Here is a 13117-nt window from a genome sequence, read left to right on the forward strand (position 1 = left end):
CACAGCCACCCGTGACCGCACTGCGCGACGAATGTGACGGAACGATGACCGTTTTGCTGCGGTCCACGTCACAAGCGGAAATGCGCATCTTTTCCGCGATGTGCGCAACCTAAAGTCGCCTCGTTCTCATCCTCATTTGCGGAACGTTCATCACCACGACTACTCGAAGGGGCCCTTCGTTGAGCCGCACACGCCGCACCGCCATTGCGGGCACCGCACTCCTGGCCGCCGCGCTGACCGCCTGTTCGGGCGGGAGTGACGGCGGCGACGACAAGGGCACGGCGGACTCGAAGCCGAAGGCGCCCATGGCGGTCTCGGTCAACCTGACGGGCGAGCAGGTCAAGGCCGGGCAGCCGGTGGTCGTGACCGTGGCCGAGGGCAAGCTGGCCCAGGTGAAGGTGACCGACGCCAAGGGCGCGGAGCTGCCGGGGAAGATATCCGACGACGGGAAGACATGGACCTCGGAGCGCAACGCGCCGCCCGCCGCGGAGTACAAGGTGGAGGCGCAGAACACCGACAGCCAGACCGCCGCCACGTCGTTCAGGACCAGCGCCGCCGACAAGGTGAACAAGGTCTCGATCAACATCTCCAAGGGCAGCACGGTGGGCATCGCCATGCCGGTGTCCCTCGTCTTCGACAACCCGGTGGCGAACAAGGCCGAGGTCGAGAAGCAGCTGAAGGTCACCACTTCGGACAACACCGAGGGCTCCTGGGGCTGGCTGAAGGACTACGACGGCAAGGACCGCGTCGACTGGCGGCCGAAGGACTACTGGAAGTCCGGCACGGACGTGAAGGTCGAGATGCACCTGAACGGCGTGGACTCCGGCAAGGGCGGCGGTCTGTTCGCCCGGGACTACAACACCGACTTCAAGATCGGAAAGGACCGCCGGGTCCAGGTCAGCCTCGACACCAAGAAGATGACGGTGACCCAGGACGGGCAGGCGCAGAAGGCGGTCCCGATCTCGGCCGGCACTCCGGGCGGGAAGAAGGCGTCGTGGTCCGGGAAGATGGTGATCATGACCAAGGAGGGCACCATCCGGATGGACTCCCAGACGGTGGGCCTGGACAACGCCTACGACAAGATGGTCGATTACTCGATGCGCCTGACCTGGTCGGGCATGTACGCGCACGCCGCGCCGTGGAACTCCGGCAACTTCGGCCGTGCCAACAGCAGTTCCGGCTGCGTGGGGATGAGTGACGCCGACGCGAAGGAGTTCTTCGGGCAGTCGCAGGTCGGCGACCTCTTCGAGGTGGTCGGCGACGGCTCGAAGGGGCAGGCGGAGATCGGCAACGGCTACGGCGAGTGGAACCTCTCCTGGGACCAGTGGAAGGCCAAGAGCGCCCTGTCGGCCGCCCCGCAGAACGGCTGACCTGCGGGCCTTGCTCGCGGACCCTGCTTCCTGACTCTCGTTCAATTGTTACCACCACGTAACTTACCAATGGGTTACCTTCGGTAAGCCGCTCCCGTTACCGTCGGGTCACTTTCAGGACTCGGTGCACGCGAGGAGCGACCGATGGAACGCACCACCACCGCCGCAGCCGTGGCGGCACTCCTGGCGGCGACCGCCCTGGGCCTGGCCCCCCACCAGGCCCGGGCGGCCACCGCGCCCGCCGCGGCCACCACCGCCCCCACCCCGCAGGCCGCCCCGGCGGACCTGCGCTTTCACGACATCCCCGGCTTCGGGGGCATCACCCTCAAGGGCAACGTCTTCACCCCGGCCGGAGCCGAGAGCGGCCGGAAGTATCCGCTGATCGTGCTGCCCACCAGTTGGGGCGTGCCGCAGATCGAATACATCGCCCAGGCCAAGAAGCTCGCCGACTCCGGCTACGTCGTGGTCAGTTACACCTCGCGCGGCTTCTGGCTCTCCGGCGGTCAGATCGAGGTGGCCGGCCCGCCGGACGTCGCCGACGTGTCCGCCGTCATCGACTGGGCCCTCGCCCACACACCCGCCGACGCGGACCGCATCGGCCTGGGCGGGGTCTCGTACGGCGCCGGCATCAGCCTGCTGGCCTCCGCGCACGACCCGCGCGTCAAGGCCGTGGTCGCCATGAGCGGCTGGGCCGACCTCATCGAATCCATCTACTCGGGCCGCACCCAGCACCTCCAGGCCGCCGGGCTGCTCGGCGCCGCCGGCTACCTCACCGGCCGCCCCGGACCCGAACTCCAGTCGATCCTGGGCGACTTCCTCGGCTCCCGGCTGGACCGCGAACAGCAGATGATCGACTGGGGCCGGAAGCGGTCGGCCGCCGAGCAGGTGGACCGGATCAACGCCAACGGCGCCGCGATCATGCTGGGCAACGCCTGGGGTGACACGATCTTCCCGCCGAACCAGTACGCGAAGTTCTACGAGCGCCTCACCGGCCCCAAGCGGCTGGAGTTCCGCCCCGGAGACCACGCCACCGCCGAGGGCACCGGCCTGCTCGGCCTGCCCAACGACACCTGGACCAACGCCCACCGCTGGTTCGACCGTTACCTCAAGGGCGAGCGCAACGGCGTCGACACCGAGGCCCCGGTGCAGATCAAGTCCCGCAGTGACAGCGGGTACGAGGGCTACGCCGACTGGGCCTCGGTCGGCTCCGGCGGCACCGAGCGGCTCGCACTCTCCGACAGCGAACACCTCTTCGCGAACGTCGACTCCGGCGCCAACGGCGGTGTCGTCCTGCTCTCCAGCGTCTTCGACCAGTTCTTCAAGGCGCCGCCGATCGCCTCCGTGCCGCTCCTCCCCCGGGCCTTCGCCGCCGTCTGGCAGTCGGGGCGCCACGACGGGGCCCGCCGCGTCCGGGGCACCGTGCGGCTGCACACCACGGTGACGCCCACCAAGGGCGACGGCACCTTCGTCGCCTACCTCTACGACGTCGGCCCGCTCGGCATCGGCAAGCTGGTCACCAACGCCCCGTACACCTTCCACGGCAAGACCCCGGGCCGGCCCTTCGGCGTGGACCTGGAGCTCTTCTCCACCGCCTACGACGTGCCCGCGGGCCACCGGCTCGCCCTCGTCGTCGACACCGTCGACCCGCTGTACATCGAGCACAACCCCACCGGTGCGCAGCTGACCTTCTCCTCGCCGCAGGGCGACCCCAGCTACGTCTCGGTTCCGCTGCGCGAGCGCTGACCGCCGGCGGCGGCCGGGCCGGGGACGTCCTTCCGGACCCTCAGTGCTTGAGGATCTTGGAGAGGAAGTCCTTGGCCCGGTCGCTCTCCGGGGCGGTGAAGAACTGCTCCGGGGTGCGGTCCTCGACGATCCTGCCGTCGGCCATGAACACCACGCGGTCGGCCGCGGAGCGGGCGAAGCCCATCTCGTGGGTGACCACGACCATGGTCATCCCCTCCTGGGCGAGCTGCTGCATGACCTCCAGCACCTCGTTGATCATCTCCGGGTCCAGTGCGGAGGTGGGCTCGTCGAAGAGCAGTGCCTTGGGGTCCATGGCGAGGGCGCGGGCGATGGCCACGCGCTGCTGCTGGCCGCCCGAGAGCTGGGCGGGGAACTTCGCGGCCTGGTCGGCGAGGCCGACGCGGTCCAGGAGCTGCCGGGAGCGCCGGTCCGCCTCGCCCTTCGCGCGCCCGAGGACCTTGACCTGGGCGAGCGAGACGTTGGCGAGGACGGTCTTGTGCGCGAAGAGGTTGAAGGACTGGAAGACCATCCCCACCTCCGCGCGCAGCCGGGCCAGGTCCTTGCCCTCGGCGGGCAGCGGCTCCCCGTCGATCAGGATCGTGCCCGACTCGACGGTCTCCAGCCGGTTGATCGCCCGGCACAGGGTGGACTTCCCGGAGCCGGAGGGTCCGATGACCACCACCACCTCCCCGCGGCCGACGGTGAGGCTGATGTCCCGCAGCACGTGCAGCGGTCCGAAGTGCTTGTTGACGTCCCGCAGCTCGATCAACGGATCGACGGCCATGCGCTGCCCTGCCCACTCGGTGCCGAAAAGCCGGTCAGCGCAAACTATCCAGTCACGCAAGGGCACTTCACCCCGACACGCCGCCCGCCCGGGGCAGCGTGGACGGGCGCGGGGCGCTCAGCCCTCGGAGGCCTCCGCGAAGGCCTGGCTGAGCTCGGGGGAACCGGTCATCGCCCAGGACACCCCCGACTCGATCACGTTCAGCTCGCGGCCCGAGGCCAGCCGGATCACGGGCTGGCCGTTGGGCCACACCTTCCAGGCCGTCCCCACGACCGTCCGGACGATCACGGTGCCGAGGTAGAAGCCCGCGTCGTTCCCCAGCCAGGGCACCACCTCCGGGTCGCGTCGCCAGCGGGGCATGAGCTGGTCGAGTGCCTCCAACGAGGCCGGGCTGCCGTCGAGTTCGAGCCCGGCCGCCCGCGCGTGGACCCGCAGCATCTCGCACTCCGAGAACAACTCGGCGACGCCCTCGGGGTCGTCCACGAGGGCGGCGGCGAGCCCCGCACCCTGTTCCGTTTCACGCCGGTTCAGCCAGTTGTCCAGGAAAGGGATGTTCATACCGCCCAGCGTCGCACCAGGACCCGCCGCTGGCCACAGGGCGCGCCTGACCGGTTTTCCCGATCGGGGCCGCGCCGCCGGACACTCCCTAGCGGTCGAGGTCCAGGTCGACGACGACCGGTGCGTGGTCGGAGGCGCCCTTGCCCTTGCGCTCCTCGCGGTCGACGTAGGCGTCGGTGACGGCCTTGGTGAAGGGCTCGTTGCCGTAGACGAGGTCGATGCGCATGCCCTTGTTCTTGGGGAAGGCCAGCATCCGGTAGTCCCAGAAGGTGTACGGGCGGTCGTACTTCAGCGCCCGCGGGAAGACGTCGGAGAGGCCGACGTCGCGCAGCGCCTCCAGGGCGGCCCGCTCGGCCGGGGTGACGTGGGTCAGGCCGGCGAAGACCGCCGGGTCGTACACGTCCTCGTCGGTCGGGGCCACGTTGAAGTCGCCGAGCACCGCGAAGGGACGCGGTCCGGCCGCGTCCTCGGCGACGGCCGCGGCCAGGGAGCGGAACCAGTCCAGCTTGTAGCCGTAGTGGTCGTGCTCGACCTCGCGGCCGTTGGGCACGTACACCGACCAGACCCGCACCCCGTCGCAGGTGGCGGAGATCGCGCGGGGCTCCTGGACGCCCTCGTAGTCGGGTCCGCCCGGCAGCCCCGTGACCACGTCGTCGAGGCCGACCCGAGAGAGCAGGGCCACGCCGTTCCAGCGGCCGGTGGCGTTGACCGCCGCCTCGTAGCCCAGCTCGCGCAGCTGCTCGTGCGGGAACTGCTCCGCCGAGCACTTGGTCTCCTGGATGCACACGACATCGGTGCCGGAGCTCTCCAGCCAGGCGAGCAGGCGCGGCAGCCGGGCGGTGATGGAGTTGACGTTGTAGGTGGCGATACGCATACCTGCCAACCTACCGCCCGGCACCGACAGCGCCCGTTACAGCTCGGCGCTGTCCCCCGCGGTGAGCCGCCCGTGGTCGGTGCCGCCCAGCGCGTTCAGCGCCGCGTCGTAGATCGGCCGGGCGAGGTCGGCGAGGTAGGCGTCGTGGATGTCCAGGGCCCGGCGCGGCTTCACCTCGCGGAGGTAGTCGATCACCTCGGAGACCTTGTTCCAGGGCGCGTGCACCGGCACCATCAGGGTCTCCACCGGGACGCCGGGCACGGTCAGCGCGTCGCCGGGGTGGAAGAGGGACCCGTCGACGAGGTAGCCGACGTTCGTGACCCGGGGGATGTCCGGGTGGATCACGGCGTGCAGCTCGCCGTGCACCTGCACCTCGAAACCGGCCGCGGTGAAGGTGTCGCCGTGGCCGACCGTGTGCACCCGGCCCGGATAGGCGGGGGCGAGCCGTTCGGCGACGCTGCGCAGGGTCCACAGCTCGGCCGCCGCGGACGCGTCGAGGGCGGCGCGCAGCCGGCCCTCGTCGAAGTGGTCGGGGTGTTCGTGCGTGACCAGCAGGGCGTCCGCCCCGAGGCCCGCGTCCGGTTCGCTGAAGGCGCCCGGGTCGATGACGAGCGTGCGCCCGTCCTTCTCCAACTGGACGCAGGAGTGCAGCCGCTTGGTGAGCTTCATGATCCCAGGCTAGCCGCGGGACGGACCCGGCCGGGGGCGGTCAGGGGGTGGTCGTGGAGACGACGTAGACCTTGGGCTTCCCGGGGTCCGTGAGGTCGACGGTGATGTCGCGGCTGGGGCGCGGGTCGGCCTGCTCCAGGGTGGTGCCGTACCAGAGGGCGCGCGGGCTCCAGCTCCAGCCGGCGACCTCCGCGTCGTGCGGGGAGATCGTGACGTCGCCGGCGACCAGCGCGTCGCGGCTGGTGCCGACGGAGGCGAGGAAGGCGTCCAGGTCGGCCGGGGTGACCGCGAACTGGGTGAAGAGCCGGCTGGTGCGCCAGTTGTTGGTCTCCAGGAACCCGACCTTCCAGGCCTTCGCCGGGATCGGCACCTCGTAGATGCTGCGCTGCACCTTGGAGGGCCAGCCGGGGCGCACCTTCGACGCGCCGACCTTGGCGGCCTTGTCGCGGCCGCTCTCCCGGCTCTGCTGGGTGGAGATCGCCAGGTAGCCCGCGGGGACGCCGATCAGCAGCACGATGATGATCGCGGTGATCCAGCGGCGCTTGACGACGTGCCTGCGGTCCTCGGGGGTGGGCGGCGGAGTGCCGCCCTCGTCGGGGGCGGAGGCCTGGTGGGGCAGGGTGGGCGGGTTCACGAAGGGTCCTGGTCCTCGGGGGCTGCGGTCTCGCGCCGGCGGCCGAGCTGGCCCAGCTGCGCGTAGCGCTCGTAGCGCTCGACCCGCCGGCGGGTGGCGCGGCGGAAGCGACGGGCGACGAGCCGGGCGAGGTCGGCGGCGCCGACCATGCCCGCCTCGGGGCCGAGCTGGGCCTTGGCGATGCGTGCCTCGGGGCGGTAGCCGCGGCCGGTGAGGTGGCGGCGGAAGGCGTCCCGGGCGGGGCCGATCAGCAGGTCGTCGGCGGCGCTGACGCCGCCGCCGATGACGAAGCAGGAGGGGTCGAGGGCGGCGGCGAGGTTGGCGATGCCGACGCCGAGCCACTGGCCGATGTCCTGGAGCAGTTCGACGCACATGGCGTCGCCCTCGCGGGCCAGCTCGGTGATGAGCGGTCCGGTGATCTCCGAGACGTTCCCGCCGACCTTGGCGATGATGTTGTACGCGACCGGGGAGTCGGCGGCGGCCAGCTCGCGGGCCTCGCGCACCAGGGCGTTGCCGGAGCTGTACTGCTCCCAGCAGCCGCGGTTGCCGCAGGGGCAGCGGTGGCCGCCGGGGACGACCTGCATGTGGCCGAACTCGCCGGCCACCCCGTACCGGCCCCGCTTGACCTGGCCGCCTTCGAGGATGGCCCCGCCGATGCCGGTGCCGAGCGTGATCATGACGAGGTGGTCCTCGCCGCGCCCGGCGCCGAAGCGCCATTCCGCCCAGGCGGCGGTGTTGGCGTCGTTGTCGACCATGACCGGGACGGCCAGCCGGGACTGGAGGGCGTCGCGCAGGGGCTCGTCGCGCCAGGCCAGATGGGGTGCGAAGAGGACCCGGGAGCGGTCGGCGTCGACCCAGCCGGCCGCGCCGATGCCGACGGCGTGCACGTCGTGCCGGTCGGAGAGGTCCAGGACCAGTTCGACGATGGTGTCCTCGACGACCTTGGGGCTTTTGGACTTGTCCGGGGTCTCGGTGCGGATCTTCTCCAGGATGATTCCGTCGGCGTCGACGACGCCGGCCATCACCTTGGTGCCGCCGATGTCGATGCCGACGGTCGGGACGCGCGGGGCGGTCAGGTGCGACCGCCGCTCACGGGTTCCGATGGTGCGCAGGACGGTGCCTCGCGCCGACCCCCGGTGGGTGAGCGTGAAGTCCCGGTACGTGCTCATCGAGTCGTGTCGTCCCTCGTGGATGGGGTGGTGCGGGAAGCCTCGTCGGCCGCGCCCGCCGGTCCGGTGCGGCCGGCTCCGCGGGCCGCGGCGTCCGTGACGCCCGTCCCCGATTCTGCCACCCGCTCCAGTTCGTGGCTCAGCTCGTCGAGCTCGGAGCCGCCCGCCATCTGGCGGGTGAGTTCGTCGAGCGTGACCGAGTCACGGGTGTGACTGCCCGCCATGGTGCCGCGCTTGAGGAGGACGAAACGGTCCCCCACGAGGTGGGCGTGGTGCGGGTTGTGGGTGATCAGGACCACACCGAGGCCGGCGTCGCGGGCCGCCGCGACGTACTTCAGGACCACGCCGGACTGTTTGACGCCGAGGGCCGCGGTCGGCTCGTCGAGCACGAGGACCTTCGCCCCGAAGTGGACCGCGCGGGCGATGGCCACGCACTGCCGCTCGCCGCCGGACAGGGTGCCGATGGGCTGGTCGACGTCGCGCAGGTCGATGCCCATGCGCAGCAGTTCGGCGCGGGTGGTCCGGCGCATGAGCTCCACGTCGAGGCGGCGCAGCGGGCCGCGGCCCTTCGTGGGCTCGGAGCCGAGGAAGAAGTTGCGCCAGACGGGCATGAGCGGGACGACGGCGAGGTCCTGGTAGACGGTGGCGATGCCGCGGTCGAGGGCGGCGCGCGGGTTGGCGAGGACGGTCTCCTCGCCCTCGATCTCGAAGGTGCCGGCGTCGTGCCGGTGCAACCCTGCGATGATCTTGATGAGGGTGGACTTGCCGGCGCCGTTGTCGCCGAGGACGCAGGTGATCTCGCCCGCGGAGACCTCCAGGGAGACGTCCTGGAGGGCGCGGATGTTGCCGTAGTACTTGCTGACGCCCGTCAGCCTCACCAGCGCGGCCGGGCCGGCCGGGCCTGTGGCGGTCGTCTTGGTGGTGGTCACTTGCTCGCCTCCGCCCGCTTGCGGACCCATGCGTTGAGCAGCGTGGCCAGCAGGAGCATCGCGCCGAGGAAGAACTTGAACCAGTCGGGGTTCCACTGGGCGTACACGATGCCGTTGCTGGTCATGCCGAAGATGAAGGCGCCGACCGCCGAGCCGATGGCGGAGCCGTAGCCGCCGGTCATCAGGCAGCCGCCGATGACCGCCGCGATGATGTACAGGAACTCGTTGCCGACGCCCTCGCCCGACTGGACGACGTCGAACGAGAAGAGGATGTGCTGGCCGGAGATCCAGGCGCACAGGGCGACGCCCATGTACAGGCCGATACGGGTCTTCACGACGGGCACGCCGACGGCGCGGGCCGCGTCGGCCCCGCCGCCGACGGCGAAGATCCAGTTTCCGGCGCGGGTGCGCAGCAGGATCCAGGTGGCCACGGCGACCAGGGCCAGCCACCACAGGACGGTGATCTGGAGGGTGACCGAGCCGATGTCCCACTTCGAGGCGAAGAGGGCGCGGGCGGAGGGGAAGCCCTCCATGTCGGCGATGGACTTGGTGGAGACGGTGCCGCTGATCAGTTTGGTGAAGCCCAGGTTCAGGCCGGTCAGCATCAGGAAGGTGCCGAGCGTGATGATGAAGCTGGGCAGCTTGGTGCGGGTCAGCATGAAGCCGTTGAAGAAGCCGATGGCCAGCGTGACCAGCAGGGACACGGCGACGCCGACCCAGACGTTCGCGGTCATCTGGTAGCTGAACATCGAGCTCACCAGCGCCGAGGTCGTGACCATGACACCGGCGGAGAGGTCGAACTCGCCGCCGATCATCAGCAGGGCCACGGGCACGGCCATGATCCCGATGGTGGAGGCCGAGTACAGGATCGTGCTGAGGCTGGAGGCCTGCAGGAAGGTGGGGGCGGCGACGGAGAAGAAGACGAAGACGGCGACGGCTCCCACGACCGCGCCCAGCTCGGGGCGCCCGAGCAGCCTGCGGACGAGGGAGGCCGGCGCGAGCCGCTCGTCGACGGCGGTGGCGGCGCTCATCGGCTGCCCCGCTTGATGTACTCCTCCAGTTCGGCGGCCCCGGCGGCGGTGACGATCTGGGGACCGGTGAGCACGGGGCGGCCGCCGCCGAGCACGTCGGCGTTGTAGCGGTAGAGCCAGAGCAGGTCGACGGCCTCGTACCCCTGCAGGTAGGGCTGCTGGTCCACGGCGAAGCCGAGGGCGCCGGCCTTGAGGTCGCGGGCCACGGAGTCGTTGAGGTCGAAGGTGTCGACCTCGGCCTCGCTGCCGGCCGCCTCCTTGGCCTTGACGGCGGTGGGGGCGAACGGCGCGCCGAGGGTGAGGATCGCGTCGACCGACGGGTCCGCCTGGAGCTTGGCCTGGATGGCCGCCTGGACGGACGGCATGTTGGTGCCCTCGACGTACAGGTTCTCCATGGTCCCGGAGAAGGTCTTCCGGGCGCCGGCGCAGCGCTGTTCGTGCCCGACGTTGCCCTGCTCGTGCAGGACGCAGATCGTCTTCTTGCGGCCGCGCTTGTTCAGCTCGGTGCCGACCGCCTCGCCCGCGATCTCCTCGTCCTGGCCGATGTGGGTGAGCGCCCCGTAGGCGGCGGACTGGGCGGATCCGGAATTGACCGTGACCACCGGGATGCCCGCCTTGACGGCTTTGCCGACGACGTCCTTGAGGGCCTCCGGCTTGGCCAGGCTGACGATGATCCCGTCGACCTTCTGGTCGATGGCGTTCTGCACGAACTGTGCCTGCTGCTGGGCCTGGTCGTCGTGGGCGTAGACGAAGTTGATGTTGTCCTTGGCCGCGGCTTCCTTGGCGCCCTTCTGGACGATGTCCCAGAAGGTGTCGCCGTCACCCGCGTGGGTCACCATCGCGAAGGTCCAGCGCGGGGTGGAGACGGCGGGCCGGCCCGCCTCGGCGGCCTTCGCCCGCTCCTCGGCGCGCTTGCCGCCGGTACTGCTGCAACCCGCGAGCGAGGCTCCCAGTACCGCCGCGAGCACGGCGCCCACGACGCGTACCCCTGTCCGAACCCTAGCCACGTCGCCGCGCCCTTCCCTCGTCCGTCTCAGTCGTCCCGGCTGTCATGCCGTCCGTCGTCCCGGCTGTCATGCCGTCCGTCATCATTCGGTCATTCCGGTTTCAGCCGCCCAGTATCCGCCACAGTGGACCATGAAGGGCCATCGGGGCATGCATGCGCAGACCGACACGACGGGATCGCAGATCAGCGCACGCGGATCGCGGATCCGATGCGAGCGGATTGACAGGTTCCCCCGGCGGGGCCAGGTTGAGTCCATGCGCATCGGGCTCATCGGAACTGGCCGGATCGGGTCGTTCCACGCGGCGACGCTCGCCCGCCATCCGGAGGCGGGCTCGCTCCTGCTCGCCGACGCCGATCCCGCGCGGGCGGCACGCCTCGCCGACCGGCTCGGGGCCACCGCCGCGCCCTCCGTGGAGCAGGTCTTCACCTGGGGCGTGGACGCGGTGGTCGTGGCCTCCTCCACCGACGGGCACGCGGAACTGGTCGTACGGGCGGTACGCGGCGGCCTCCCGGTGTTCTGCGAGAAGCCGGTCGCCCCCGACCTGAACCGCACGCTGTCGGTGCTGCGCGAGGTGGCGGCCCTGGGCGGGCTGCTCCAGGTGGGCTTCATGCGCCGCTTCGACGCCGGCTACCGCACGGCCCGGGAGCTGGTCCGCTCGGGCGCGCTGGGCCGGCTGCACACCGTACGGACGGTGACGGCGGACCCGGCGCCGCCCACCGCCGACTACCTGGCGACCTCGGGCGGCCTGTACCGGGACTGCATGGTCCACGACTTCGACATGGTGCGGTGGGTGACCGGCCACGAGGTGGTGGAGGTGTACGCGGCCGGGTCCGACGCCGGTCCGCCGCAGTTCCGGCAGACGGGTGACGTCGACACGGCCGCGGCGGTGCTCACCCTGGACGACGGCACCCTGGTCACGGCCACCGGGACCCGGTGCAACGGCGTCGGCTACGACGTACGGATGGAGCTCGCCGGGGAGCGCGACCAGGTCTCCGCCGGGCTGGACGACCGGACGCCGATCGCCTCGACCGAGCCGAACGGGCCGCCGCCGGCGAGCAAGCCGTGGACCGGCTTCCTGGAACGCTTCGGTCCGGCGTACGAGGCCGAGCTGGACGCCTTCGTCCGCCAGGTGCGGGGCGAGACGGACAACCCCTGCGACGGGCGCGAGGCGCTGGCCGCGCTGCGGGTGGCGGAGGCCTGCGAGCTGTCGCGGCGGGAGCGGCGCCGGGTCCGGCTGGAGGAGCTCCCGGACCTGCCGGATCGGTGAGCAGGGCATCCGGTCACCCTATGACGGTGATCGCCGGCTGGCTGCGGCGCTTTCCGGCCACGCTCAGGACGGGGTGACGGCCCGCCGCCCCCATGCGGTCCCGACGAGGACCAGCACGGCCCCGGCGTACCCGATCGGCCCCAGGTGCTCCCCGCCGACGGCGATTCCGGCGACGGCGGCCCACAGGGGCTCCGTGCCGAGCAGCAGGCTGACCCGGGAGGGCGAGGTACGCCGTACGGCCCACATCTGCACGAAGAAGGCGAAGAGGGTGCAGAAGACGGACAGGAACGCCAGGCCCGCCCACTGCGCGGGGCCGAAGTCCGCCGCGGCGGCCCACGGGGTGGCGCCGGTCCCGGGCAGGGCGGCCAGCAGGGCGAACACGAGCACGGCGGCACCGAGCTGCACGGTGGTCAGGGACAGCGAGTCGGCGTCCTGGACGGCCTCGACCCGGGCCATCAGCAGCACGTGCAGGGTCCGGGCGAGCGCGGCGCCGAGGATGAGCAGGTCACCGAGGCCGGGCGCGCTGAACCCGGCCCCCTGGGTGAGCAGCACGACGCCGAGGACGGAGGCGGCGGCGGCCCCGAGGAATCCCGCGGAGGGCGCCGTCCGCCGGACCGCGGCCTCGGCGAGGGGCGTGAAGATCATGGTCAGGCTGATGATCAGCCCGGCGTTGGTGGCGGAGGTGTGGACGACCCCGTAAGTCTCCAGCAGGAAGATCCCGCCGAGTACGAGCCCCAGCAGCCCCGCGCCGCGCAGCTGGGCGGGGGTGAGGGCGCGCAGTCGCGCCCGTCCGGCGACGACCAGCACGGGCAGCACGAGCGCGAACCGCAGCACGAGCACGGCGATCACGGTGTGCGCGGTGGTGATCCCCTTGGCGGCGAGGTAGCTCGCGCCCCACACGACGGCGACGGCCAGCACGGGCAGATCACCGGACCAGGCCCGGCGGGGGGCGGCGCGCAGGGGGGACGTGGCGGGCGTGGCGGGCGTGGCGGGCGTGGCGGGCGTGGCGACGGTCACCGGATGTCTCCCACGGGTCGTCATGAGGTGGAGACATCGACGGCTCGCACGGTTGCGGGGCACAC

13 protein-coding genes are annotated in these 13117 nt (G+C 71.4%); 3 read left to right on the top strand and 10 right to left on the bottom strand.

All coding sequences use genetic code 11. From position 1 onward, the window contains the following. The first annotated feature begins 179 nt into the window (after positions 1 to 179). Both AC2RP6_RS09820 and AC2RP6_RS09825 read left to right on the top strand, forming a co-directional pair. Positions 180 to 1370 carry a L,D-transpeptidase gene (locus AC2RP6_RS09820; RefSeq protein WP_486445868.1) on the top strand — a complete coding sequence of 397 codons (1191 nt, stop codon included), beginning with the start codon at positions 180 to 182 and terminating at the stop codon, positions 1368 to 1370. 144 nt (positions 1371 to 1514) lie between these two features. Beyond that, complete coding sequence (locus tag AC2RP6_RS09825) at positions 1515 to 3113, top strand: CocE/NonD family hydrolase (protein WP_486445869.1); 1599 nt, start codon at positions 1515 to 1517, stop codon at positions 3111 to 3113. Positions 3114 to 3153: 40 nt separating this feature from the next. On the opposite strand, the gene AC2RP6_RS09830 is transcribed toward AC2RP6_RS09825, so the two are convergent. The 9 genes from AC2RP6_RS09830 to AC2RP6_RS09870 form a co-directional block, all read right to left on the bottom strand. Continuing rightward, the gene (locus AC2RP6_RS09830) at positions 3154 to 3897 is read right to left on the bottom strand and encodes an amino acid ABC transporter ATP-binding protein (RefSeq protein WP_486445870.1); all 744 of its coding nucleotides are present in this window, start codon (positions 3895 to 3897) and stop codon (positions 3154 to 3156) included. 117 nt (positions 3898 to 4014) lie between these two features. Then, positions 4015 to 4455 (bottom strand): DUF6278 family protein, encoded by a 441-nt coding sequence (locus AC2RP6_RS09835; RefSeq protein WP_486445871.1) that lies wholly within the window; start codon positions 4453 to 4455, stop codon positions 4015 to 4017. Positions 4456 to 4543: 88 nt separating this feature from the next. Beyond that, positions 4544 to 5329 carry an exodeoxyribonuclease III gene (locus AC2RP6_RS09840; RefSeq protein WP_486445872.1) on the bottom strand — a complete coding sequence of 262 codons (786 nt, stop codon included), beginning with the start codon at positions 5327 to 5329 and terminating at the stop codon, positions 4544 to 4546. 36 nt (positions 5330 to 5365) lie between these two features. Beyond that, on the bottom strand, positions 5366 to 5998 hold the full coding sequence (locus tag AC2RP6_RS09845) for an MBL fold metallo-hydrolase (protein WP_486445873.1): 633 nt from the start codon (positions 5996 to 5998) through the stop codon (positions 5366 to 5368). A gap of 40 nt (positions 5999 to 6038) precedes the next feature. Next, complete coding sequence (locus AC2RP6_RS09850) at positions 6039 to 6632, bottom strand: hypothetical protein (RefSeq protein ID WP_486445874.1); 594 nt, start codon at positions 6630 to 6632, stop codon at positions 6039 to 6041. Further along, positions 6629 to 7801, bottom strand: coding sequence for an ROK family glucokinase (locus AC2RP6_RS09855; protein WP_486445875.1), 1173 nt, complete (start codon positions 7799 to 7801; stop codon positions 6629 to 6631). The genes AC2RP6_RS09850 and AC2RP6_RS09855 overlap by 4 nt, the downstream gene beginning before the upstream one ends. Beyond that, the gene (locus AC2RP6_RS09860) at positions 7798 to 8760 is read right to left on the bottom strand and encodes an ATP-binding cassette domain-containing protein (protein ID WP_486445876.1); all 963 of its coding nucleotides are present in this window, start codon (positions 8758 to 8760) and stop codon (positions 7798 to 7800) included. The genes AC2RP6_RS09855 and AC2RP6_RS09860 overlap by 4 nt, the downstream gene beginning before the upstream one ends. Further along, positions 8727 to 9761, bottom strand: coding sequence for an ABC transporter permease (locus AC2RP6_RS09865; protein ID WP_486445877.1), 1035 nt, complete (start codon positions 9759 to 9761; stop codon positions 8727 to 8729). Before AC2RP6_RS09865 ends, AC2RP6_RS09860 begins: the two co-directional genes overlap by 34 nt. Beyond that, on the bottom strand, positions 9758 to 10768 hold the full coding sequence (locus AC2RP6_RS09870) for a sugar ABC transporter substrate-binding protein (RefSeq protein ID WP_486445878.1): 1011 nt from the start codon (positions 10766 to 10768) through the stop codon (positions 9758 to 9760). Before AC2RP6_RS09870 ends, AC2RP6_RS09865 begins: the two co-directional genes overlap by 4 nt. Before the next feature lie 253 nt (positions 10769 to 11021). On the opposite strand from AC2RP6_RS09870, the gene AC2RP6_RS09875 reads away from it, so the two are divergent. Next, on the top strand, positions 11022 to 12035 hold the full coding sequence (locus tag AC2RP6_RS09875; RefSeq protein ID WP_486445879.1) for a Gfo/Idh/MocA family protein: 1014 nt from the start codon (positions 11022 to 11024) through the stop codon (positions 12033 to 12035). A 63-nt stretch (positions 12036 to 12098) separates the two neighbouring features. Here the strand turns inward: AC2RP6_RS09875 and AC2RP6_RS09880 are convergent, their stop codons facing one another. Beyond that, positions 12099 to 13076 (bottom strand): DMT family transporter, encoded by a 978-nt coding sequence (locus AC2RP6_RS09880; RefSeq protein WP_486445880.1) that lies wholly within the window; start codon positions 13074 to 13076, stop codon positions 12099 to 12101. Between the last annotated feature and the right edge of the window lie 41 nt (positions 13077 to 13117).

The sequence above is a fragment of the Streptomyces sp. WAC03905 genome (assembly GCF_057371075.1).

Bases quoted from the DNA above. Each gene is read 5' to 3' on its own strand.
- AC2RP6_RS09865 (WP_486445877.1), bottom strand. From the start codon at position 9,761: ATGAGCGCCGCCACCGCCGTCGACGAGCGGCTCGCGCCGGCCTCCCTC.
- AC2RP6_RS09845 (WP_486445873.1), bottom strand. From the start codon at position 5,998: ATGAAGCTCACCAAGCGGCTGCACTCCTGCGTCCAGTTGGAGAAGGAC.
- AC2RP6_RS09840 (WP_486445872.1), bottom strand. From the start codon at position 5,329: ATGCGTATCGCCACCTACAACGTCAACTCCATCACCGCCCGGCTGCCG.
- AC2RP6_RS09825 (WP_486445869.1), top strand. From the start codon at position 1,515: ATGGAACGCACCACCACCGCCGCAGCCGTGGCGGCACTCCTGGCGGCG.
- AC2RP6_RS09860 (WP_486445876.1), bottom strand. From the start codon at position 8,760: ATGGGTCCGCAAGCGGGCGGAGGCGAGCAAGTGACCACCACCAAGACG.
- AC2RP6_RS09875 (WP_486445879.1), top strand. From the start codon at position 11,022: ATGCGCATCGGGCTCATCGGAACTGGCCGGATCGGGTCGTTCCACGCG.
- AC2RP6_RS09880 (WP_486445880.1), bottom strand. From the start codon at position 13,076: ATGACGACCCGTGGGAGACATCCGGTGACCGTCGCCACGCCCGCCACG.
- AC2RP6_RS09835 (WP_486445871.1), bottom strand. From the start codon at position 4,455: ATGAACATCCCTTTCCTGGACAACTGGCTGAACCGGCGTGAAACGGAA.
- AC2RP6_RS09855 (WP_486445875.1), bottom strand. From the start codon at position 7,801: ATGAGCACGTACCGGGACTTCACGCTCACCCACCGGGGGTCGGCGCGA.
- AC2RP6_RS09830 (WP_486445870.1), bottom strand. From the start codon at position 3,897: ATGGCCGTCGATCCGTTGATCGAGCTGCGGGACGTCAACAAGCACTTC.